General features: G+C 67.2%; 20 protein-coding genes and 1 riboswitch. Of the genes, 2 read left to right on the top strand and 18 right to left on the bottom strand.

What is annotated here, in order from left to right:
* Positions 1 to 9 precede the first annotated feature (9 nt).
* From uvrC to MAY35_RS16125, 10 genes are all read right to left on the bottom strand, one after another.
* The gene (gene uvrC, locus MAY35_RS16170) at positions 10 to 2,061 is read right to left on the bottom strand and encodes an excinuclease ABC subunit UvrC (RefSeq protein WP_238422328.1); all 2,052 of its coding nucleotides are present in this window, start codon (positions 2,059 to 2,061) and stop codon (positions 10 to 12) included.
* Between the two features lie 10 nt (positions 2,062 to 2,071).
* A complete protein-coding gene (locus MAY35_RS16165; RefSeq protein ID WP_238422327.1) occupies positions 2,072 to 2,554 on the bottom strand; it encodes a PH domain-containing protein in 483 nt (160 codons plus the stop codon).
* Positions 2,551 to 3,063 (bottom strand): 6,7-dimethyl-8-ribityllumazine synthase, encoded by a 513-nt coding sequence (gene ribH / locus MAY35_RS16160; RefSeq protein ID WP_238422326.1) that lies wholly within the window; start codon positions 3,061 to 3,063, stop codon positions 2,551 to 2,553. The genes MAY35_RS16165 and ribH overlap by 4 nt, the downstream gene beginning before the upstream one ends.
* Complete coding sequence (locus tag MAY35_RS16155) at positions 3,060 to 4,409, bottom strand: bifunctional 3,4-dihydroxy-2-butanone-4-phosphate synthase/GTP cyclohydrolase II (RefSeq protein WP_238422325.1); 1,350 nt, start codon at positions 4,407 to 4,409, stop codon at positions 3,060 to 3,062. The genes ribH and MAY35_RS16155 overlap by 4 nt, the downstream gene beginning before the upstream one ends.
* 20 nt (positions 4,410 to 4,429) lie before the next feature.
* Complete coding sequence (locus MAY35_RS16150; RefSeq protein WP_238422324.1) at positions 4,430 to 5,068, bottom strand: riboflavin synthase; 639 nt, start codon at positions 5,066 to 5,068, stop codon at positions 4,430 to 4,432.
* A 44-nt stretch (positions 5,069 to 5,112) separates the two neighbouring features.
* A riboswitch (FMN riboswitch) is annotated at positions 5,113 to 5,269 on the bottom strand.
* Positions 5,270 to 5,351: 82 nt separating this feature from the next.
* Positions 5,352 to 6,377, bottom strand: a complete 1,026-nt coding sequence (gene ribD / locus MAY35_RS16145; protein ID WP_238422323.1) for a bifunctional diaminohydroxyphosphoribosylaminopyrimidine deaminase/5-amino-6-(5-phosphoribosylamino)uracil reductase RibD — start codon at positions 6,375 to 6,377, stop codon at positions 5,352 to 5,354.
* Between the two features lie 37 nt (positions 6,378 to 6,414).
* A complete protein-coding gene (gene rpe / locus MAY35_RS16140) occupies positions 6,415 to 7,119 on the bottom strand; it encodes a ribulose-phosphate 3-epimerase (RefSeq protein WP_238422322.1) in 705 nt (234 codons plus the stop codon).
* A gap of 819 nt (positions 7,120 to 7,938) precedes the next feature.
* Positions 7,939 to 10,464, bottom strand: coding sequence for a hypothetical protein (locus MAY35_RS16135; protein ID WP_238422321.1), 2,526 nt, complete (start codon positions 10,462 to 10,464; stop codon positions 7,939 to 7,941).
* A complete protein-coding gene (locus MAY35_RS16130) occupies positions 10,464 to 10,772 on the bottom strand; it encodes a hypothetical protein (RefSeq protein ID WP_238422320.1) in 309 nt (102 codons plus the stop codon). The genes MAY35_RS16135 and MAY35_RS16130 overlap by 1 nt, the downstream gene beginning before the upstream one ends.
* A 96-nt stretch (positions 10,773 to 10,868) precedes the next feature.
* Positions 10,869 to 12,128 carry a DUF222 domain-containing protein gene (locus tag MAY35_RS16125; protein WP_238422403.1) on the bottom strand — a complete coding sequence of 420 codons (1,260 nt, stop codon included), beginning with the start codon at positions 12,126 to 12,128 and terminating at the stop codon, positions 10,869 to 10,871.
* Positions 12,129 to 12,314: 186 nt separating this feature from the next.
* Here MAY35_RS16125 and MAY35_RS16120 point away from each other — a divergent pair, with 186 nt between their 5' ends.
* Together MAY35_RS16120 and MAY35_RS16115 are read left to right on the top strand one after the other, a co-directional pair.
* Positions 12,315 to 12,653: a helix-turn-helix transcriptional regulator gene (locus MAY35_RS16120; protein ID WP_238422319.1), complete on the top strand. Its 339-nt coding sequence runs from the start codon at positions 12,315 to 12,317 to the stop codon at positions 12,651 to 12,653.
* Positions 12,650 to 13,135 (top strand): SRPBCC domain-containing protein, encoded by a 486-nt coding sequence (locus MAY35_RS16115; RefSeq protein WP_238422318.1) that lies wholly within the window; start codon positions 12,650 to 12,652, stop codon positions 13,133 to 13,135. The genes MAY35_RS16120 and MAY35_RS16115 overlap by 4 nt, the downstream gene beginning before the upstream one ends.
* Positions 13,136 to 13,138: 3 nt before the next feature.
* Here MAY35_RS16115 and MAY35_RS16110 read toward each other — a convergent pair whose 3' ends face one another.
* The 8 genes from MAY35_RS16110 to mihF form a co-directional block, all read right to left on the bottom strand.
* Positions 13,139 to 14,593 (bottom strand): RsmB/NOP family class I SAM-dependent RNA methyltransferase, encoded by a 1,455-nt coding sequence (locus MAY35_RS16110; RefSeq protein ID WP_238422317.1) that lies wholly within the window; start codon positions 14,591 to 14,593, stop codon positions 13,139 to 13,141.
* Positions 14,590 to 15,549 carry a methionyl-tRNA formyltransferase gene (gene fmt, locus MAY35_RS16105; RefSeq protein ID WP_238422316.1) on the bottom strand — a complete coding sequence of 320 codons (960 nt, stop codon included), beginning with the start codon at positions 15,547 to 15,549 and terminating at the stop codon, positions 14,590 to 14,592. Before fmt ends, MAY35_RS16110 begins: the two co-directional genes overlap by 4 nt.
* Positions 15,549 to 17,525, bottom strand: a complete 1,977-nt coding sequence (locus MAY35_RS16100; RefSeq protein WP_238422315.1) for a primosomal protein N' — start codon at positions 17,523 to 17,525, stop codon at positions 15,549 to 15,551. Before MAY35_RS16100 ends, fmt begins: the two co-directional genes overlap by 1 nt.
* A gap of 58 nt (positions 17,526 to 17,583) precedes the next feature.
* Complete coding sequence (gene metK, locus MAY35_RS16095) at positions 17,584 to 18,792, bottom strand: methionine adenosyltransferase (RefSeq protein WP_374237968.1); 1,209 nt, start codon at positions 18,790 to 18,792, stop codon at positions 17,584 to 17,586.
* Between the two features lie 89 nt (positions 18,793 to 18,881).
* The gene (gene coaBC / locus MAY35_RS16090; protein WP_238422314.1) at positions 18,882 to 20,153 is read right to left on the bottom strand and encodes a bifunctional phosphopantothenoylcysteine decarboxylase/phosphopantothenate--cysteine ligase CoaBC; all 1,272 of its coding nucleotides are present in this window, start codon (positions 20,151 to 20,153) and stop codon (positions 18,882 to 18,884) included.
* 48 nt (positions 20,154 to 20,201) lie between these two features.
* A complete protein-coding gene (rpoZ, locus tag MAY35_RS16085) occupies positions 20,202 to 20,501 on the bottom strand; it encodes a DNA-directed RNA polymerase subunit omega (RefSeq protein ID WP_238422313.1) in 300 nt (99 codons plus the stop codon).
* A gap of 90 nt (positions 20,502 to 20,591) precedes the next feature.
* Complete coding sequence (gmk, locus tag MAY35_RS16080; protein WP_374237967.1) at positions 20,592 to 21,209, bottom strand: guanylate kinase; 618 nt, start codon at positions 21,207 to 21,209, stop codon at positions 20,592 to 20,594.
* 52 nt (positions 21,210 to 21,261) lie between these two features.
* A complete protein-coding gene (gene mihF / locus MAY35_RS16075) occupies positions 21,262 to 21,576 on the bottom strand; it encodes an integration host factor, actinobacterial type (RefSeq protein ID WP_004021989.1) in 315 nt (104 codons plus the stop codon).
* Positions 21,577 to 21,973 lie beyond the last annotated feature (397 nt).

Genomic DNA, 21,973 nt, shown 5'->3' with positions numbered 1-21,973 from the left:
GACGTCTGGTTATTCATCGACACCTCGTCGCGGATCGGCGGTCGCCACGGTCATCTCCTTCTCGGCCATGTCCGGGGCCGGGGTCGGGATCTGTTGCGGCGCCGGGGTGTCCCCGGCGAGCGCGGCCTGCACCGCACGCGCCGTGGTGGAGCCGATTCCCGGCACCTGCGATATCTCGTCCAAGGATGCCTCACGGAGCCGGGCCACCGAGCCGAAGTGCGTCACCAGCGCGGTGCGCCGGGTGCGGCCCAGGCCGGGAACCCCGTCGAGCACGGACTCGGTCATCCGCTTGCTGCGTTTGCTGCGGTGGAAGGTGATGGCGAAGCGGTGCGCTTCGTCACGCACCCGCTGCAACAGGAACAGCGCCTGACTGTTGCGCGGCAGGATCATCGGATCGTCGTCGCCGGGAACCCACACCTCCTCGAGGCGTTTGGCGAGGCCGATCACCGCCACGTCGGTGATGCCCAGTTCGTCGAGGACCGCGGCGGCCGCGTGCACCTGCGGCGCACCGCCGTCGACGACGAAGAGATTGGGCGGATAGGCGAACTTGCGGGGCGCAGCGGGGGTGTCGGCGGCCGCGTTGATCTCCCCGGACACCGGCGGTGGCGCGTCCCGGTCGGTGCGGTGCCGCAGGAAGCGGCGGCGGGTGACCTCGGCGATCGAGGCCACGTCGTCGGAGCGCCCCTCGCCGGCGGCGTGCCGGATCGAATAGTGGCGGTAGTCGGATTTGCGCGGGAGCCCGTCTTCGAAGACCACCAGCGATGCGACGACATCGGTGCCCTGTACGTGCGAGATGTCGACACACTCGATGCGCAGCGGAGCCTGGTCGAGCAGCAGTGACTCCTGGAGCTCGGTCAGCGCCGCCGAGCGGGTCGTGAGATCACCTGCGCGCCGGAGTTTGTGCTGCGCCAACGCTTCACCCGCGTTGCGGGCCACCGTGTCGAACAATGCTTTCTTGTCGCCTCGCTGCGGGACCCGCAGACGCACGCGGCTGCCGCGGAGCCCACTCAGCCACTCCTCGAGTTCTTCGGCGTCCGAGGGCAGTTCGGGCACCAGCACCTCGCGCGGGATCGACTCGCCGCGTGCACGGTCGGAACCGACGGCCACCGTGGCGTCGAAATCGACCTGAGCGCCATAGAACTGGGTGATGAACTCCCCCACGACGTCGCCGTCGGTGCCGTTGTCACTGCGTTCGACGACCCAGCCGCGCTGGCCGCGGACGCGACCGTCGCGGACGTGGAAGACCTGGACGGAGACCTCGAGTTGGTCGCCGGCGAGTGCGATCACGTCGGCGGTGGTGCCGTCGCCGAGCACCACGGCCTGCTTCTCCATGGCGCGTCGCATCGCGCCGATGTCGTCGCGCAGCCGAGCCGCCCGTTCGAAATCCAGATCCTCGGCGGCCGCGGCCATGTCGCGCTCCATACGGCGGATCATCAGGTCGGTGCGCCCGGCCAGGAAGTCGCAGAAGTCCTCGACGATCTCGCGGTGCTCTTCGGCGTCGACCCGACCCACGCAGGGTGCGGAGCACTTGTCGATGTAGCCGAGCAGGCAGGGCCGGTCGATCTGACGGTGCCGCTTGAACACGCCGGCCGAACATGTCCGCGCCGGAAAGACGCGTGTCAGCAGGTCGACTGTCTCGCGGATCGCCCAGGCGTGCGCGTACGGCCCGAAGTACCGCACCCCGCGTCGGCGTGGACCGCGATAGACGAAGAGCCGGGGGTATTCCTCGTTCAGCGTCACCGCGAGCATCGGGTAGCTCTTGTCGTCGCGGTACCGCACGTTGAAGCGCGGGTCGAACTCCTTGATCCAGTTGTACTCGAGCTGCAGCGCCTCGACCTCGGTGCCGACGACTGTCCACTCGACCGACGCCGCCGTGGTCACCATCTGTCGGGTACGCGGGTGCAGCGACGTGATGTCGGCGAAGTACGACGTCAGCCGGGACCGGAGGTTCTTGGCCTTGCCGACGTAGATGACGCGGCCGTGCTCGTCGCGGAACTTGTACACCCCGGGATCGGTCGGGATGGTTCCGGGCGCAGGACGGTAGGTTGTCGGGTCGGCCACGAGTTCCAGGCTAGTGGCCGGGCCGGACAGTCCCGCGATAGCGCTCCTCGAGCTCGCGGAATCGCGCCATGGTGTCGATGGCGCGCTGACCGTCACCGGCCTGAACGGCCAGGACGGTGATGTGTTCGTCCGACGGGAACAGCAGCCAGGCGCCGAAACCGCTCTCCGGGTAGGTGAGACCGAGGACACGGTCCCATTCGAAGAGCCGGGTCGTCGCGAGGTTGCGGACCTCGACCCCTTGGGGCCCCACCCGGAGGCGCGGCCGGGTCAGCAGCAGGATCGCGCCCGCGACCAGCACACCGATGAGGATGATGGCGACCTGGTCGGAACCGCCCAGATTGCGGACGCCGACGTCGTCGATCGTCAGCAGCAACCCGAAGGTGATGTGGATGGCGAGCACGACGACCGCGGCCGCCACGGCCCACCGGGGCAGCTTGCGCGGCCGGTACACCAGGTCCCACGAGGCGACGTCTGCATCCCCCGCGGAGCTCACGCCGAAGACCCTCCGGCACCCACCGTTGCAGCCTGGTCGTCGGCGAGGGCCCGCAGCGTCAACGCCGACGCCAGGGCCGCGACGGTGGCCTGCGCACCCTTGTCCTCGGTCGAACCGGGCAGCCCGGCGCGGGCGATGGCCTGGTCCTCGGTGAGCACCGTCAGGACGCCGTTGCCGACCGGGGTCGACTCGTCGAGCGACACCCGCGTGAGACCCGCGGTCACCGCATCGCACACGTACTCGAAATGCGGTGTCTCGCCCTTGATCACGACGCCGAGTGCGACCACCGCATCATGGGTGCGTGCGAGAGCCTGCACGATGACGGGCAGTTCGATGGCTCCGGCGACGTGCACGATGGTCGGTTCGGTCACGCCGTTGTCCCGCGCCGCCCGGATCGCACCGTCGAGCAGTGCGCCGCAGATGGTCTCGTGCCACTGCGACGACACGATGGCCAGGCGCAGCCGGCCGGCGTCGGTGAGTTCCAGGGTGGGCTCTCCGTGCCCGCTCATGCCGGAGCTCCTTCGGAGGGATCGATGCGGTCGATCGGGTTGACGTGCTCGGTCGGATTGTCATGGTCGTCGAGTCCGACGAGGTCGTGGCCCATCCGATCCCGTTTGGTGCGGAGGTACCGCAGGTTCTCGGCGTTCGCGCGCACCGGCATCGCGACGCGGTCGACGATCTGCAGCCCGTAACCGTCGAGCCCCACACGCTTGGCGGGATTGTTGGTGAGCAGTCGCATCGACCTGACGCCGAGGTCGACGAGGATCTGGGCGCCGAGTCCGTAGTCCCGCGAGTCCGCGGGCAGGCCCAGTTCCAGGTTGGCGTCGACCGTGTCCGACCCCGCGTCCTGCAGCTGGTAGGCCTGCAGCTTGTGCAGCAGGCCGATGCCCCGGCCCTCGTGGCCGCGCATGTAGAGGATGATGCCGCGGCCCTCGTCGGCGACCATCTCCATCGCCGCGTCGAGCTGGGGCCCGCAGTCACAGCGCAGGGAGCCGAAGACATCGCCCGTCAGGCATTCGGAATGCACGCGGACGAGAACATCGTGGCCATCGCCGTCGGCGCCGGTGATGTCACCCTTCACCAGTGCGACGTGCTCCACGTCGTCGTAGACGCTTGAGTATCCGACCGCACGGAAGTCGCCGTGGCGGGTCGGGATGCGGGCGTCGGCGACGCGGACGACGTGCTTCTCATGACGACGTCGCCATGCGATGAGGTCGGCGATGGAGATGAGTGCGAGGTCGTGTTCGTCGGCGAACACGCGCAGCTCGTCGGTCTGCGCCATCGCGCCGACGTCTTTCTGGCTCACGATCTCGCAGATCACACCGGCCGGGGCGAGGTTTGCCAACCGGGCGAGGTCGACGGCGGCCTCGGTGTGTCCCGGGCGACGGAGGACGCCGCCCTCCTTGGCGCGCAGCGGCACGACGTGACCCGGCCGGGTGAAGTCGGCGGCGCTGGCGCCTGGGTCGGCGAGAAGCCTCATCGTCGTGGCGCGGTCGGCGGCGCTGATCCCGGTGCCGATGCCCTCGCGCGCGTCGACGGTCACGGTGTAGGCGGTGCCGTGCTTGTCCTGGTTCATCGAGTACATCGGCGGCAGACCGAGTCGGTCGCACGCGTCGCCGTCGAGCGGCACGCAGAGGTAACCCGAGGTGTACCGGACCATGAACGCCACCAGTTCGGGGGTGGCCATCTCGGCCGCGAAGATGAGGTCGCCCTCGTTCTCGCGGTCCTCGTCGTCGACGACCACCACGGCTTTGCCCGCCGCGATGTCGGCTATGGCGCGTTCGATCGTGTCGAACGCGACGCCGGTCCCCTCGGCTGCGGTCACGTCTGCACCGTCTCGCGGCGACTCGCTCATCAGAACCTCACTCGTTGTGCTCATTTCGCCCCCGCAACATCAGGAGTACCAGTCGTGTCCGAACCCAGATGAAGGCGCTCGACGTATTTGGCGATCACGTCGACTTCGAGGTTGACCACGGCACCGGGTCGGGCGGCACCGAGGTTGGTCTCGTTGAGAGTGGTCGGGATCAGCGAGATCTCGAACCAGGAGTCATCGCCCGACCCGCCGACCGCGGACACCGTCAGCGACACACCGTCGACGGTGATCGATCCCTTCTCGACGAGGTAGCGGGTGAGTTCGGCGGGGATCGCGATCCGTACAACCGTCCAGTTCTCGGACGGGGACACTGTCGCGATCGTGCCGGTTCCGTCGACGTGGCCCTGCACGATGTGGCCGCCGAAACGCCCGTTGGCGGGCATGGCCCGCTCGAGATTGACCGTGCTGCCGGCGGCGAGATCGGACAGCGAACTGCGGCGCAGCGTCTCCCGCATCACGTCGACCGTGAACTCACCCGGACGGAGATCGACGACGGTCAGACACACGCCGTTGACGGCGATGGAGTCGCCGTGGCCGGCGTCGGTGGTCACGATGGGGCCGCGAACGGTGAAACGGGCGGCGTCGGAGAGATCCTCGCGGTCGGCGATGACGCCGAGTTCTTCCACGATTCCGGTGAACACGCACTCCTCCTGCTCGCTCGGAGCAGACAGGGCGGCCTTGTGTCGCCTGTTCTCTCGCATCCGGACTGTGACCGTCGGCTTCGGATTCTCACCGAATCTGCTGTCCCTGCCTGTCGGCAGGCGCTCGCGGGCTGGACGATGCGGATCCACCGCACCCTCATCACCGCCGGTGGGGAATTTCACCCCGCCCCGAGAACTGGTGACATCGACGCTAGCACGGCCCGGGAAGTCAGTCGCATTGCGATTCCGGTGAGTGAAAAGGGGCGGGACCATGCGTCGACCTTCACCCGTCGAGTCGGTCGGTGTCCGGGGCCGACAGGGTGATGAGGACATCGTCGCCGAGCCGGGTCACCGAGGTGGTCCGGAACCGTCGGGCGTCGTCGAGTGTGCTGACACCCGGGATCTCCACCGAGCTCCGACCGGCACCGAGGACGAGCGGTGCGACGTAGGCGTGCACCTCGTCGACGAGTCCCGCGGCGACGAACGCCCCGATGATGTGCGGGCCACCTTCGACGAGGAGCCAGAGCGCGTCCGGGAGCGCGGCCAGGACGTCGGCGGGATCGTGGGAGTCGACCCTGACCAGCCGGCCGCCGGCCGTGCCGCGCAGGTTGGCGTCGACGGGGAGGTCGCGGTGACCCAGGACGACCCGGGCCGGTTGATGCGGATGGAGCGTGCGGTCCGGTGTGCGGGCTGTCAGGGTCGGGTTGTCGGCGAGTGCGGTGCCCGTGCCGATCACGATGGCGTCGAGACGCGCGCGCTGGGCGTGGGCGTGATCGCGGGCCGCCGAACCGGTGATCCACTGGCTGGTTCCGTCGGGCGCAGCGATGCGGCCGTCGATCCCGGCGGCGATCTTCGCGGTGACCATCGGTCGGCCGAGGCGCTGCCGGGTGAGCCATGGCCGCASCGGACCGTTCTCGACGGTGTCGACGGCCACTCCCCCGGTCACGTGCACCCCCGCAGCCCGCAACCTGTCGGCCCCGCCCGCCGCGATCGGGTTCGGATCGCTCACCGCGTAGTGGACCTCGGCGATCCCGGCCTCGATGAGCGCCTCGGCACAGGGTCCGGTGCGGCCGGTGTGGTTGCACGGTTCGAGGGTGACGATCGCGGTTCCGCCGCGTGCCGCCTCGCCGGCAGCGCGCAGGGCCATGACCTCGGCATGTGCTCCGCCCGGTGGCTGGGTGGCGCCGACACCGGCGACGGTGCCGTCGTCCGCCAGGATCACCGCACCCACCGGGGGGTTCGGCGAGCTGATCCCCATCGCCTCGGCGGATGCACGGATCGCGCGATCCATGGCGGCGGCGATGTCCATCGGGTCAGGTCTGATTCTGCGTCAGTTTTGGTTTGGGTCAGTTCTGGTTCTGGGCCCGAGCGGTGGCGGCGGACTCACGAAGCGCCGCGACGGCCTGTCCCGGATCGTCGGCGCCGTAGACGGCAGACCCGGCGACGAAGCAGTCGATACCGGCCTCGGCCGCTTCCTCGATGGTGTCGGCGTTGATGCCGCCGTCGATCTCGACGAGGAGCGTCAGATCCTCCGCGTCGATGAACTTCCTTATCGCGCGGGCCTTCTCGAGAACCTCGGGCATGAACTTCTGGCCACCGAACCCGGGCTCGACGCTCATGATCAGCAAGGTGTCGAACTCGCGCAGGATCTCCAGGTACGGCTCGAGCGCGGTGCCCGGCTTGATCGACAGACCCGCCTTCGCGCCCGCCGCACGGATGTCGCGGCCCACGGCGATCGGGTTCTCGGTGGCCTCCGCATGGAACGTCACGTTGTATGCGCCGGCCTCCGCGTACGGCGGCGCCCAACGCTCCGGGTTCTCGATCATCAGGTGGCAGTCGAGCGGGATGTCGGTGGCCTTCAGCAGGCTCTCCACGATCGGCAGCCCGAGGGTCAGATTGGGCACGAAATGCGCGTCCATGACATCGACATGCAACCAGTCGGCGCGGGTGGCACCCGGCTGAGCGACGGCCGCCGCCTCGGCGGCGAGATTCGCGAAGTCCGCGGACAGGATGGACGGAGCGATCATGGGCGCGGAACCGGCGGTGCACATGGTCGACAAGTGTAGGGCGCGGGGTTCGTACGGACGAAAGCGCTCGAGTGTCTCAGAGACCGTGGGCCGGCCAGCCGGGGTATTGGGGCTCAGGGGGACGCGGCGAGCTACTGCGTTGGCCCGGAACGAAGTCTTCCGATACCACCCCTTCGGGTATTGGTTGAGTACGGCAAATCTCCATCTCGGCCGAAAATCGCCCACCGACCGCGATGAATTCGAATTCGTCCACATGCCACCCGCCGAAGACACTCCGTTGCGGTCCGCGCACGGCACCTCGCTGGTCAGCAGGTGGCACCTGGCCTGATCTTCTGAGACCGATAACAGTGGGCACCGCGCTCTTGACGTAGTTCGTCCAAACGCCTCGACCCCCGAAACCTCCGCTGGACGCAAACCCGTATTCGCACAGTATGAACCTGGTTCGGTCACCGCGATCTTCTCGGCTGGCCGCGACAAAGACACTCGTCCCGACGAGCCCCCCATCAGCACTCTCACTAGGTAAGTCACGGACCCGGTCCCGAATGTCCGGTGTCGACGCATCTATGAAGCCTGGATAGCCCCACGCAGTGGACTGCCCCTCGTTTGCGAGATAAAAGGACTCGACATACGCACGCACGAATGTCCCCATCGGACTGAACAGGTTCAAGTCGTCGTTTCCTAGCCAGCGGAACGTAACATCGAATCCAGGTGGCCTATCCTGCATCTGCGTCGAAATGGACGGTGCCGCATCGTAGGCATTATCCGTAGGCTTTTCACTACAAGAGGCGAGAACGAGTGTCATCGCAACCACGATTACGGCAACGATCGGAAAGGCACGCCCGGTCACCATCCGGCACCATCCGGAAAGTCCTTGTCCTTCATTCGGGCGAGTTGACCGTTATAATCCGAAAAGAAGTAACTTCCGTGTCCCCCAATGATGTCCTGCACAACGTTCTTCAACACTTTCTCATCCCAGCCAGCCGGGAGTCCCCCATCTGCCAGCGATTTGAGGAACTCGGGATTCTCTGCACGCGCGCCATAAATTGACCGGAACTCGGCAGAGTCGACAAACTCGGGATGTCGCGAGATGTAGCCTTCGAGAATGTCCTCGTACACAAGACCGTCGCTTGTACTGTGATATAGGCTCGCACGCAACGCGTCGAACTTTGTCGCTGACTCGATTGCGTCCGGATCTGGGGGAAGTCCGATTGCGTCGATCCGCAGCGATGGAGCCGACACGTCGATAACGGCTTTCAAAATCGGACTCAACCCCGGAATGGCCGACCCGGCCGCCTTGATTGAATCAAATGTGGCACCCGCAAGAGCGTAATTTCTTGCCGCATCGTATCGACGATCCGCAGAGTCCTCATCCAACATTGAATTCATTCCAGAAGCCATTCCACCATGCAATCTTGCTACCATCTCTCCAAGATCGGTTCGCTCCGGGTCGTGCCCGAATACCTGCTCCAAGACGTTGGCTTGCCATAGTGCATGGGTGTTCATCACACGTCCCGCGTCAGGGTCCGAGTCGAGGATTTGGAACAGCGCTTTGAACTGGTTCGCTTCGTCGAGCGCGGTCACTCCCCGGGTATCGAACAGCGTGGGGTCCACGCCGGCGAGCTCGGCCACGTACGGACCGATTGCGTTTGCGAGAGTTCGCGTCAGCTCGGCGTTGACTTCACCCAGCGAAGCGGACCCGCCGTTCATGTCCTGGAAGTCACTCTTGTTTTCGGCAATGATCCGAGCCAGCTCACTGGCGACCTCGCCGGACCTTATTCCGTCAGCCATACGCTCGGCAGATACGCCGTCGGGAGTGCTTGCGACTTCCGGCATCCAGTTGAACAACCGATTGATACCGTCGTTCTCGCGTCCCGCCTTGTCGGTCCAGTCGAACTGGAAGAGGTCTTTCATTGCCCGGGATGCGTCGTAGGGCTTTTCGCCGCCGCCAAGGTCGTGAACGATGGGCATCGCCGAATGGGATCCCCCCGTCGTCCCCAACACCGCATCGTGGACGGCAATGTGGTCGGATCCGGCGACTCCCAGCATTCTGTCGAGCAGCCTCTCGACGGACGAGTGTGAGATTGTCTCGTTCCGATCAGAGACGTAGCGCTCGTTGTGATCCCCGCCGGCGATCTCGCTCGCGCGGGCGATGAGCGCCCGGTCGACGTCACTCCCCAGTTGAACCGATTGAGACCCGTATGCGGCGTTACCCGAGTCCTCGGTGCGATGCTCCAACACGTCCACGAGGCTGTTGAAGTCTTCGAAGGAATCGAGGCGCGTGACATCCATCATCCGGGTGCCGTGCTGACCGGACGGGTCGTTGGAGATACTCGCCTTCGACGCTGCCTGCCCACTCAGTAGGTCCCGGATGGGCGCCGGTAGCTCCCGCATCCCGCCGCTCACGAACGGCGGGCTCGTCCTATAGATGTCGGAGAGGACATTCGATTCTGTCTGCTCGGTCCGCAGGTGTGGATTCCCGAGCATGAACACGCCATCGGCGAGCCCTTGCTTGAAGTTCTCTCGTTCCGCGCCGGTGTACTTGTCGCCGAAGGACTTCAGTGCCTCGAGGGAGAACGGCTGTCCTTGCGGGCCCGGACCCCAAGTGGGCGTGTAGATCGCCTTCAGGTAATCGAATTGCTCCTTGGGAATCACCGCGTGATCGCCGCGCGCCAGCGCCGCTCGCTGTTCCGAGGTCAGACTGGTAGCGCGGAAGAACCGCCCCTTCTGCTCGATTGTCGCGGTACCGCTCATGATCGCCTGGACGTCGATGCTCGCCTGCCCGGGCGAATAGCTGGAGCTGATGGGAGCGTTGGCTCCCGCGTCACCGAAAGCGGTGGCGAGAACCCGCGCGCCGTTGCGGTCGTCTTCGCCCATCTGATCGGCCAGAGAGTGCAGCGACAGCGTTGCGGTCCTGGCTTCTTCGGCACGTGCCGCCTGAGCGTCGAGAATTGCCCGTTCGGTCGCGCTGCCCGCCTCGACACCAGTGAGTTCGGCGGCGTAGTCGCGAGTGTCTCGGACAGTCCAGTCGTCGGCCACACTGAACTGGTCTCGTTCCAACCCGAGCGCCTTGATCAGCGCGGTGGTGCGATTCGGGCTGATCGCTGACGCCGTGTCCCGGAGGACGGTGGCGGCGTGGGTGAGGTCGGAGCCGAGTTTGTTGATCTCGACACGATCCGACTCGGTACGGTTCTCGCAGCCGAGTTGCGAGTCCCCCATCCACTTTCTCGAGTCGCCTGCCCGCATCGGCGCATCCGCCATTCGCTGCGTCAGATCACGCAGATCGGTCACCGCCGCGTCGAGCGCCGTGGCCGCGGCATCGAGCGACATCAGGTCCCAACCGTTGACGGTGGACCGCGATGGTCGCGTCATCAGAACTCGCTGATCGCCCGAAAACCGCTGGCCAGCGACTCTTCGGTGTCGGCGACGTCGCCCGCCGCCTGGTAGCAGGTCTGAGCAACCTGATCCATCCTCGCCGCCGCCCGGCCCAGCAGTGCTCGGACGATGTCGTCCTTTCCTGCACACTCTGCTCCGATGGCGGATGCCGGCATGGCGCTGGACGCGTCACCGAATGCCGATTTCCCGGACCAGAGGGCCCGCGTGTCCGCGGAGCATCGTCCCAGGGCGTCCCCGACTCCGGTGATGACACCCAATTCCTCGACACCGAACCGCTCAGCCATACAAACCCCCGAGTTTGCAGCAACAGACGACGTGGCACACCGCCACGACGAACAACTTAATACGACGGAGCGCCACCGTGCCGGTTCCGTCCACAGTCACGCTGCGGCGAGTAGCTGCAGTAGTCGTGTCTCGACCTCGCTGCGAGACGACGGACGATGTCCGATGGCAGCCGGTGCAGCACTGATGTGCCGCCCACCGGTGGGTGTGATCACGTCTATCACGTGCACACCGTCGACGACCCGGGCGTTGTAGCTCCAACCGGCAGCCTCCTTGGCGCGGTTGTGGATGACACAAATTCCATCGGCGTTCTCCGCACTGGTCGGACCGGACCTGCGATGCGCTGTCGCGTGGTCGATCTCAGCAATCGGCGCACCGCAGTATGGGGTTCGGCACCGTTGATCTCGCAGACGGATGTATCGAGCGAGAGCAGGTGGGAAGCCGCGCGATCGCGATTCCATGGCCACAAGCGCGCCGTCGGCCGGGCGGGCGTACAGCCGACGCAAGGTCGATGAGGTCTCATCGCCGGGGGCCATCGAATCGGCGACGAGGAGGCGTGCGACGGTCGCCGGGATCGGGCCGAAACCCGGAACGTCCGCAGCCGAATCGTCGACACCGAACAAAGAGCGGTCGGACAAGACTAGATTCACCGCCACCGGCGTCGGCTCGGCGACAGATCGACCAGTGACACGTTCGATGAGCGTGTCCGTCATGACCTGGGCGTGCGTCCGATCGTCAGAACCGCATACCGAGTCGGCGTGCTTTTTTAGCGCCGCGTACACCGCGATCCCGTCCGTCAGTGGTAGAAGTGCCGATAATTGCGTCATCAGATCGGGTGCGGGCCGGACACTGACGTGACGATCCCTCTCCGCCTTGGCCTTACGAGCCACCACCGCTTCGGCTTCCAACTCGTAGGCATGAGACTTGGCGAGCGCCTCGATCTCGCGATCGGACATACCCACCAGCGTCGCGGAATCTCCACAGATGCGACGGTCCACCTCTTCACGCGATTCACGTGTCAGATAGGCGGTCTCGCGAACCAGGATCGTGGCGCGCCACTCCGTGAGGACTCCTACGGTGAGTGCCGCCATCGTGTGCGGCATCTCATGCCCCAGAGCACGGGCGAAACCGAGGTATTGACTTCCCTTCCGCGGGGACACCTTGCGTGCCAGACCCACTTCGGCGGCGAGCCCACGGCCGCGCTTGCGCTCTGGGACGTTCCGGACAGCCTCGTCCGCCGCACGCAGCTCATCGAGGTTGACGGTCTGCCGAACCTGGGCCGAAGTACACGCCGACTTGATCTCCTCGAGCAGGGTCAAGCGCTGAACCGACTCCGCTTCGTCCGCGCCGGGCCGCATCAGCGCGAGACGATTCATCAGCAGCCGCAGGCCGTCGGCATCAACCTCAGTTTGCGTAGCACCGGTCTCGCTCATACGTTCGATACTACACGAATACCGGCTGCTTCGGGGCCTCATTCACATCAGATGAGACTCGAAGATACTTAGCTATTGAGTTCAGTGACGACCTCTGTGACACTTAGCCACATGGCACATGGTTCAGCCCCTTTGGACGACATCTTCGGCGCGCTCTCCGACCCCACGCGCCGTGCGGTCGTCGAACGCCTGGGGCGCGGGCCGGCCAGTGTCGGGGAGCTCGCCGATCCCTTCCCGATGACCCTGCCGTCCTTCATGAAGCACCTGCGCATCCTCGAGGACAGCGGACTCGTCATGACCAAGAAGACGGGTCGAACGCGAATGTGCACGCTTGACCGTCGTCGGTTGAGGCGCGTGTCGACGTGGCTCGAACACCAGCGCGTGGTCTGGACCGAACGCACCGACCGACTTGAAGACTTCGTCACCCACATCGAGGAGAACGACCGATGATCGACCCCGCACTCGACCTGACCCTGCACCGCGTGATCCGCGCTCCGCGCGAACGCATCTGGGACGCATGGACCCGCCCCGAACAGTTCGCGAAGTGGTGGACGCCGGCGCCGACGGTCACCCGCGTCGACCGGCTAGAGGCGCGCCCCGGCGGCGCGATCGTCACCAGGATGAGTGATGACGGTGCCACGTTCGTCCCGCACATGGACGCAGTGTTCCTCGTCGTGAAGCCCCATCACCGGCTCGTCTTCACCAATGCGGTCGACAGCTCTTGGCGCCCCGCGAGGCCCGCACCGGTCCCCATGACCGCGGAGATCACGCTGACCGAGCACAGCGACGGGACCGAGTACGACGTCGTTGTGCGGCACGGCAATCCGAGCGATTGCACTCGGCACAGCGAGCTCGGATTCCTCGACGGCTGGGGTTCGGTCACCGCCGCACTCGCTGCTCTCGTCGAGAACGTGGCGGCGTCGCATCCCTGAGGATCACTCCCGCGTCAACGCCGCCAGGAACATCGCATCCGTGCCGTGAACATGCGGCCACAGCTGGACATGCGGGCCGTCGCCGAGTAGATCAGCACCGAGCTTGCCCACCGTCACGAGTGGGCGCGCATCGAGCTGACGCACGCCGTCGACCGACGCCACCACATCGGCCACCACAGCCGTCGTCTCGGCCGGATGCGGTGAGCAGGTCGAATAGATCACCACACCACCGGGTTTCACCAGACGCAGGGCCTCGGTGAGCAACTCCTTCTGCAAGACGACCAGTTCATCGACGTCGGAAGGCTTGCGGCGCCAACGTGATTCGGGTCGTCGTCGCAGTGACCCGAGTCCCGAACACGGCGCGTCGAGCAGGATTCTGTCGAACCCCTCATCGAGACCACTCGACCGGGCGTCAGCGACGTGGATCGTCACCGGCAGATCCGACACCACCTTGCGGATCAGGTCCGCGCGATGGTCGGACACCTCGACGGCATCGAGTCGCGCACCGTCGATCTCGGCGAGCGAACCGATGAGGGCGGCCTTTCCACCAGGGCCGGCGCACATGTCGAGCCATCGGCCACCGTCGTCGGCGACCTCGGCCACGGCGACCGCACGCGCGACCAGTTGACTGCCCTCGTCCTGCACACCCGCGTAACCCTCACGGATGGCCGCGACGTCCGCCGGATCACCACCGGGAAGGTACACGCAATACGGCGAGTAGTCGCCGACGTCGCCACCGCTGGTCAGCGCCAGTTCTTCTGCCGTCATGAAGCCGGGCCTCGCGACCAGGTGCACGGGCGGCCGTTCGTCGTCGGCGGCCAGGGCCGCCTGCAGCTGACCGGCCGAACCGCCGAGCGCGTCGCGGAAGACTTCGGCGATCCATCGCGGATGGGCGTACTGGAACGCGAGATAGCCGACGAGGTCTTCGGCAGGCGACGGGGCCAGCTCGTCGACCCACATCTCCTCGGTCTTCTGCGACACCTTCCGCAGTACGGCATTCGCGAACCCCGAGGGCCCCATACCGTTTTCGGAGCGGACGATGTCGACGGAGGTGGACACCGCGGCGTGTGCGCCGACCCTCGTCCTCAGCAGCTGATAGGTACCGAGCCGCAACACGTCCAGGACCTTGCCGTCGATGTCGGCGACGGGCCGCTGGGCAGCCGACTCGATCACCGCATCCACCAACCCCTGCGCCCGTGCCGTGCCGTAGGCGAGCTCGGTGGCGAAGGCGGCATCGCGTCCCTCGATCCGCCTCTCGCGCAGCATTTTCGGCAGAACGAGGTTCGCATACGCGTCACGCTCCCGCACCGCGCGCAGCGTGTCGCGGGCGGCGACCCGAGCCGGGTCCAGATCCTTCTGCCGGAACTTCGCGGTGTTCTTCCCGGGGTTCTCGCGCCGACCGCTGCTTTCTCGTCTGCCGGGGCCGCGTCCGCGGGAGTCCCTTCGTTCCGCGCTCATCCGAGCACCGTCCCGTCGGTCAGGCGCGCGCCGCGCGCCCAGTCGGCGGCCGGCATCGGCTTCTTGCCGGGCGGCTGTACCGTGCCGAGAGCCACCGGCTGTGAACCGGTTCCGACGAACACCGCCTTCTTCGTGACGGCGAGGGTGCCCGGAGGCAGCGACCCGTCACGAACGGCCTCCGGGAGTGCCTGGTCGCCAGCCGCCTCGACAACCCTGAGCGGACCGATCTTGATCCTGGCATCGTCGAGACTCGTCCACGGTCCGGGCGACGGGGTGTATGCCCGGACCAGACGATCGATGATGTGCGCAGGCAGGTCCCACCGGATGCGGGCGTCGTCCACCTCGACCTTGGGTGCGTGACTCACGCCCGTCGACGGTTGCGGCTCGGGCACGAGGCCCCCGGCCTCGAGTCCGTCGAGGGTCGACAGCAGCAGTCCCGAACCGGCGTCGGCAAGACGCCCCAGCAGATCGCCGCTGGTGTCGGTCGGCCGGATCGTCTCGGTGAGCACACCGAAGACGGGGCCGGTGTCGAGCCCCTTCTCCAGGCGGAAGGTACTCGCGCCGGTCACCTCGTCGCCCGCGGCGATCGCGGCCTGAACCGGGGCGGCGCCGCGCCAGGCGGGAAGCACCGAGAAATGCAGGTTGATCCATCCGTGCGTGGGCAGGTCGAGCAGCCCGGGCGGGACGAGCCCGCCGTAGGCGACGACGGCACCGCAGTCCGGGGCCCAGCGACGGAGGACCTCGTCGACGTCGGGCTCGGACAACCGCCGCGGGGTGATCACCTCCAGGCCGTGCTGATCCGCGAGCACCCCGACGGACGACCGGACGACCTTGCGGCCGCGACCGGACACGGCGTCGGGACGGGTGATCACCCCGACGACGTCGTGTGGCGAATCGATGAGGGCCTGCAACGACGGGACGGCGACCTCCGGGGTCCCGGCGAAAACGATGCGCATCATCCGATCGTAGGCGGATCGATCTGCACCCGGATCGGCCCGGTCTCGCGATGAGTGTTGCGACGCACCTGTCCGGCGACGAGCGCCTCCGCCAGCAGCCGTCCGTGCCTGCGCGGCAGGCGAACGAGGATCCGGTCCATCTCTTTGTCTGCGTCGGCCGGGGCAGCAGCCTCCCATTCCGCGCTTCCCGCCGGGGGCCGTACCCCCGGTGGCAACGGGACGGGACCGAGAACGTCGGCGTCGTCGGGCAATTCGAGATGCTCGACGAAATCGGTGATGACCCCAGTGGGGCCGTCGACCGACGCCATCGTCACGGCGGGCGGGAAGCCCAATTCCACGCGCTGATTCAGTTGCATGGTTGCGAAACCGACGGGGTCCCAACGGATCAGGGCCTGCACCGGTGCCAGTGACGAGTCCGCGACGATCACCACCCGTCCGCCGTCACCGTGTGCGGTCACCATGGCCGCCAGAGCCATCCACCTCCGCACCGCGTGTTCTTCGGCGCGCAGGTCGGCGCGATCCAGTTGCGCCCAGGTGTCGACGACGACGGCCGCGCCGTAACCGCCCGGCGCGACGGGTTCGGCGCCCGGCGTCGACACGACGAGGCGCGCGCCCGGTTCGATCTCGTCGAGAATCGTGTCACCACCGCTGGTCACGACCGGGACCCCGGCGAACGCCCGCCCCAGCTCCTCCGCGGTGCGTCGTGCCCCGGTGACCGTCGCGCGCACCGAGGTGTTCCCGCATTCCGGGCAGCGGAAGGACCGTTCCGGCCGCCCGCACCATCGACAGCTCAATCGCTGATCGGCGTCGAGCTGCATCGGTCCGTGGCAGGCCCGGCACCGCGCGTGCTCCCGGCATCGGGTGCACGCCAGGGACGGTACGTAACCGCGACGGGGAACGCTGAACACCACCGGTTTGTCGGCCGCGAACGCCGATCGGGCGGCGTCGAACGCGACTTCGGGGATGCGCGCCGACCGCGCCATCGGGTCCCGGGCGATCTGACGATCGTCGTCGGAGATGGCCTGCACCCGGGGGGTGTGGCGTCGTACGGTCGCCCGTTCGGCGACGAGGTCGTGTGCCCACCCGGACGCGACGAGCGCCTGTGCCTCGGCGCTCCGCGCGAAACCGCCGAGCAACATCCCGCACTTCGAGTGATGCGAACGGAGTACGGCCACCTCGCGTGGGTGCGGGTACGGCGCACGAGGGTCGGCCATGCTGTCGTCGCCGTCGTCCCACACCACGACCAGGCCGAGGTCGGCGACGGGTGCGAACACCGCACTGCGGGTGCCGATCACGAGCTGGGCGGCACCGCGACGCACGGCCAGCCATCGTCGGTAGCGGGCGGTGGGTCCCAGACCCGCCGACAACGCGACCCCGCGATCTCCGATGAGCGGTTCACATTCGGCCCACACACGGTCGAGGTCACGTTGATCGGGGACGACGAGGATGCATCCGCGCCCCTGAGCGAGCGTCGCGGCCGCGAGTTCGGCGAGGCGACGTGGCCAGTCCTCCCCCGGTAGTGCCTGCCAGACCGCACGCGGATGACCGTCGGCGAGGCTCTCGAAGTAGGCATCGGCGAGCTGATATCGCTCCCACCCCGCCAGATCGGGGGTCTCGACGACCGCGGTCGGTTCCGGGGTCGTCTCCCTCTCGGTACGCGCATGCCGAGGCGGGATGGCCAGGCGGACGACGTCGCCCATCGTGCCGGCGTAACGGTCGGCGACCGCGCGGCACAGCACGGCCAGCTCGGGTGTCAGCACCGGCTCGGCGGATACGACACGGTCGAGCCAGCCGAGCTTGCCCGGGTGATCGCTGGTCTCGATGCGCTCGAGGAGATAACCGTCGACGAGACGGCCCGAGAAGCGCACACGCACCCGCACTCCCGGCACCGCACTCTCGTCCTGGTCGGCGTCGACGAGGTAGTCGAACGGCCGGTCCAGGTGAGCGAGGCCCAGAACAGGCAGAACACGGGCCACCGGCAGCTCAGCTGCCGGGACCCGTGCTCCCTTGGGGGTCAGTGACTTTCGCCCGGGTCTACAGACCCGCGGCGGCCCGCAGCTTGTCGGCTCGGTCGGTCCGCTCCCACGGCAGGTCGACGTCGGTACGGCCGAAGTGGCCGTACGCCGCGGTCGGCGCGTAGATCGGACGCAGCAGGTCGAGATCGCGGATGATCGCGAGCGGACGCAGGTCGAAGTTCTCCTTGATGACGCGCTCGATGACCGCCGGATCGACCTTCTCGGTGCCGAAGGTCTCGACGAACAGACCGACCGGGGCCGCCTTGCCGATCGCGTAGGCGACCTGGACCTCGATGCGGTTCGCCAGACCCGCGGCCACGGCGTTCTTGGCGACCCAGCGCATCGCGTACGCCGCGCTGCGGTCGACCTTCGACGGGTCCTTGCCGGAGAACGCGCCACCACCGTGGCGGGCCATGCCGCCGTAGGTGTCGACGATGATCTTGCGTCCGGTCAGGCCGGCGTCACCCATCGGGCCGCCGAGGACGAACTTGCCCGTCGGGTTGACCAGGAGGCGGTAATCGGTGGTGTCGAGGGTAGGCAGGTCGATCTCGGCGAGCACCGCGTCGACGACCTGCTTCTTGATGTCCGGAGCGAGCAGGTTGTCGAGGTCGATGTCGGCCGCGTGCTGGGTCGACAGGACGACGGTGTCGAGACGGACCGGGGTGTCGCCGTCGTATTCGATGGTGACCTGCGTCTTGCCGTCCGGGCGCAGGTACGGCAGCGTGCCGTTCTTGCGCACCTCGGTGAGGCGACGCGACAGGCGGTGGGCCAGCGCGATCGGCACCGGCATGAGTTCGGGGGTCTCGTTGGTGGCGTAGCCGAACATGAGGCCCTGGTCGCCGGCACCCTGGCTGTCGATCTCGTCCTCGGAGATGCCGCTGCGGCTCTCGTGCGAGTTGAAGACGCCGCCCGCGATGTCCGGGGACTGCGCACCGATCGCGACGTTCACGCCGCACGATGCACCGTCGAAGCCCTTGGTCGAGGAGTCGTAGCCGATCTCGAGAACCTTGTCGCGGACGATCTTGGGGATGTCGGCGTATGCGGTGGTGGTGACCTCACCGGCGACGTGCACCTGTCCGGTGGTCACGAGGGTCTCGACCGCGACACGCGCCTTCGGATCGTCGGTGAGGATGGCGTCGAGAATCGAGTCGCTGATCGCGTCACAGATCTTGTCGGGGTGTCCCTCGGTGACGGATTCGCTCGTGAACAGGCGTGACGAGGTGGTCATCAGATCCTCTCGAGATCTACGCGCGTCGGTGGTCGCCGCGCCGCTGGCAGTGTCGGCCAGATCCGACTGGCCGGGTGAATACATCCAACCTAATCGGTCGGTCGAGCTCCCCGACCATCAGGCACCAGTTGTCGCACTTCGTCAAGTATCCGACTCGACATGAGTGTTTTCGACCCGAAGGGCAGCGCGGTCTCGTCGCCGTTGGCGGCGAGCAACCAGCCGGTGTTGTCCTCGGTTCCGAAAGCCTTGCCGTCTCCCACGGCGTTGACCACCAGGAGGTCGCAGCCCTTGCGGGCGAGCTTGGCGCGGCCGTGATCGAGGACACCGCCCGTCTCGTCGCCGGTCTCGGCGGCGAAGCCGACGATCACGGTCTCGTGCGGGATCCGGCCCTCGTCGCGGGCGGTGACGAGTCCGCGGAGAATGTCCGGGTTCGTGGTCAGTTCGATGGGTGCCGGGCCCGCGTCGCCCTTCTTGATCTTGGCGTCGGCGACGGAGATCGGCCGGAAGTCCGCGACCGCGGCGGCCATGATGACGACGTCGGCGTCGGCCGCGCGCTTGGTCATCTCCTCGGCGAGTTGCTCGGCAGTGGCGATCCGGACGATGTCGACACCCGCCGGCATCCCGGGGTCGGCGGTGGATCCGGCAACGACGGTGACACTCGCGCCGCGCTGCGCCGCCGCACGGGCCAGTGCGAAACCCTGCTTACCGGAGCTGTGGTTGCCGAGATAGCGCACGGGATCGAGCGGCTCGCGGGTGCCACCGGCGCTGATCAGCACCCGGACGCCGGCGAGATCGTAGGGCAGCGCATCCGGACGGTCGAGGAGCAGCTCGCCGACCAGCGCGATCTCCTGCGGGTCCGGGAGCCGGCCGCGACCCGAGTCCGTACCCGTGAGGCGCCCGGAGGCGGGAGTCATCACGACGGACCCGTGCGAACGCAGGGTCGCCACGTTGGCCTGCGTCGCGGGGTGCTCCCACATCTCGGTGTGCATCGCGGGGACGAAGAGCACCGGACAGCGGACGGTCAGCAGCGAGGCGGTGAGGAGATCGTCGGCCCGCCCCTGCGCCGCACGCGCCATCAGGTCAGCCGTCGCCGGGGCGATCACGACGAGGTCAGCGCCTTGCCCGAGCCGGACATGGGCCACTTCATCGACGTCGTCGAAGACCGTCGTCGAGACCGGGTTGCCGCTCAGGGCCTCGTAGGTCGCCTTGCCGACGAACTCCAGAGCCGCGCGGGTGGGGACGACGCGGACGTCATGGCCGGACTCGGTGAAGTGCCGGATGACCGAGCACACCTTGTACGCCGCGATTCCGCCGCCGACGCCGATCAGTACACGGCGTCGGGTTCCGGTGGGTGTGGTCATCAACGGTTACAGATAATCAACGGTTACAGATAGCCGCCGGGCCGAGGACTATTCGCCCTCGGTGTGCTCGAGGAGGTCGGAGTGGATCTCACGCATCGCGATCGAGAGGGGCTTCTCCTGCAGGCCGGGCTCGACGAGCGGTCCGACGTATTCCAGGATCCCGTCGCCGAGCTGGTTGTAGTAGTCGTTGATCTGACGCGCACGCTTGGCTGCGTAGATGACGAGCGCATACTTCGACGAAGCGCGATCGAGGAGATCGTCGATCGGCGGATTGGTGATACCCAGCGGCGTGTCGTATGCCGGTGCGTCGGCGATGTCGGTGATGTCGAGGTTGGTCGGGGTGCTCACACAAACTCCTGCGTCGAGGTCTGGGGGTGCCGGGCGTCTGAACCGTTGTCCAGGGTCGATCGGCGGTTGAAGCTCTGGTCTGGAGGGCCGTCAGGTCGCGGGCGCGGTGGGCTGTTCGGGTCCGACCAGCAAGGATACCAACTCATCGGCCGCCTGGTCGACTTCGCTGTTCACGATGACGTGGTCGAACTCGTCCTGGGCGGCCATCTCGGTGCGGGCGGTGCCCAGTCGGCGCTCGATTGCCTCGGGAGTCTCGGTCGCTCGACCGGTCAGTCGCGCGACGAGTTCGTCCCAGCTGGGCGGGGCGAGAAAGACGGTGACGGCCTCGGGGAGTCGGGCGACCACGTTGCGCGCACCGACCAGGTCGACCTCCACGAGTACGGGCTTTCCGGCTTCCAGTGCGGCGAGCACGGGGGCGATCGGGGTGCCGGATCGTTGCAGGCCACCGTGGATCTCCGCCCACTCGAGGAGCTCGTCACCGGCGATCATCCGGTCGAACTCCTCGGCCGAGACGAAGTGGTAGTCGCGACCGTCGACCTCGCCGGGGCGCGGACCCCGCGTCGTGGCGGAGACGCTGAAGTACACCTCGGGGAGCGCGGCGCACACCTTGGCGACCACAGTGGACTTACCGACGGCCGAGGGGCCGACCAAGACAATCAGTCGACCCCTCGTGCGTGCGGTTCCCGCGTGGTCTCGCCGGTCGGTCACCGACCGGTCCACGGTTGCGGCACGCTGCCGTTTTCGGTTCGGCTGCTCACGCTCAGGAGCTGAACTTCTCGAGCAGAGCCTTGCGCTGACGGTCGCCGAGACCGCGCAGGCGGCGGGTCGGGGCGATCTCGAGCTCGGTCATGATCTCCTGCGCCTTGACCTTGCCGACCTTGGGCAGGGCCTCGAGCAGAGCCGAGACCTTCATCTTGCCCAGGATCTCGTCGTTCTCGGCATCCTTGAGCACCTGCTGGAGATCGGTGCCACCGCGCTTGAGGCGCTCCTTGAGCTCCGCGCGGACGCGACGAGCGGCAGCTGCCTTCTCCAACGCAGCGGCGCGCTGCTCATCGGTCAACTGGGGAAGGGCCACGGGTTCCTCCGTCTTTCGTTCTCGATTGGGACTGCATCGTTCGCCCGGGGGCGTCCGAGGCGCTGTGCCGTGCGACCTCGGCTGGGTCGCCATCCCCGGCGTATCGACCGGGTCTGCACCCGGCCGACGCCATTGGAATGTTGGCGGCGATTGCGACCGTACCCACGTGAGCAGGCATTTGCGAGTGCGACCCCCCGTTTTCGCGGCGTTTTCTCATGTTGTAGGGCCCGGTGTGCGTTCAGGTGAGCACAGCGGGAATTCATCAGGAACCGCGCGCTTCTGACTACGCATTATGCGCTGTTTCCGCAGGTCAGCACAGCCGAGACTCGACGCGGTATCGATAGCCATGCGAACGACCCGTGAGCCGCCGGTCGAAATGATGAGACGCGTGTGACAA

The organism is Gordonia sp. 'Campus' (assembly GCF_022206305.1).
In the GTDB taxonomy this organism is placed as follows: domain Bacteria; phylum Actinomycetota; class Actinomycetes; order Mycobacteriales; family Mycobacteriaceae; genus Gordonia.
The sequence above is the reverse complement of the archived record's forward strand: the minus strand, read 5'-3'. Positions and strand labels throughout refer to the sequence as shown.

Bases quoted from the DNA above. Each gene is read 5' to 3' on its own strand.
- MAY35_RS16110 (WP_238422317.1), bottom strand. From the start codon at position 14,593: ATGAGCGCGGAACGAAGGGACTCCCGCGGACGCGGCCCCGGCAGACGA.
- MAY35_RS16115 (WP_238422318.1), top strand. From the start codon at position 12,650: ATGATCGACCCCGCACTCGACCTGACCCTGCACCGCGTGATCCGCGCT.
- MAY35_RS16120 (WP_238422319.1), top strand. From the start codon at position 12,315: ATGGCACATGGTTCAGCCCCTTTGGACGACATCTTCGGCGCGCTCTCC.
- rpe (WP_238422322.1), bottom strand. From the start codon at position 7,119: ATGTGCACCGCCGGTTCCGCGCCCATGATCGCTCCGTCCATCCTGTCC.
- MAY35_RS16155 (WP_238422325.1), bottom strand. From the start codon at position 4,409: ATGAGCGAGTCGCCGCGAGACGGTGCAGACGTGACCGCAGCCGAGGGG.
- metK (WP_374237968.1), bottom strand. From the start codon at position 18,792: ATGACCACCTCGTCACGCCTGTTCACGAGCGAATCCGTCACCGAGGGA.
- MAY35_RS16135 (WP_238422321.1), bottom strand. From the start codon at position 10,464: ATGACGCGACCATCGCGGTCCACCGTCAACGGTTGGGACCTGATGTCG.
- ribH (WP_238422326.1), bottom strand. From the start codon at position 3,063: ATGAGCGGGCACGGAGAGCCCACCCTGGAACTCACCGACGCCGGCCGG.
- coaBC (WP_238422314.1), bottom strand. From the start codon at position 20,153: ATGACCACACCCACCGGAACCCGACGCCGTGTACTGATCGGCGTCGGC.
- MAY35_RS16130 (WP_238422320.1), bottom strand. From the start codon at position 10,772: ATGGCTGAGCGGTTCGGTGTCGAGGAATTGGGTGTCATCACCGGAGTC.
- fmt (WP_238422316.1), bottom strand. From the start codon at position 15,549: ATGCGCATCGTTTTCGCCGGGACCCCGGAGGTCGCCGTCCCGTCGTTG.
- MAY35_RS16125 (WP_238422403.1), bottom strand. From the start codon at position 12,128: ATGCGGCCCGGCGCGGACGAAGCGGAGTCGGTTCAGCGCTTGACCCTG.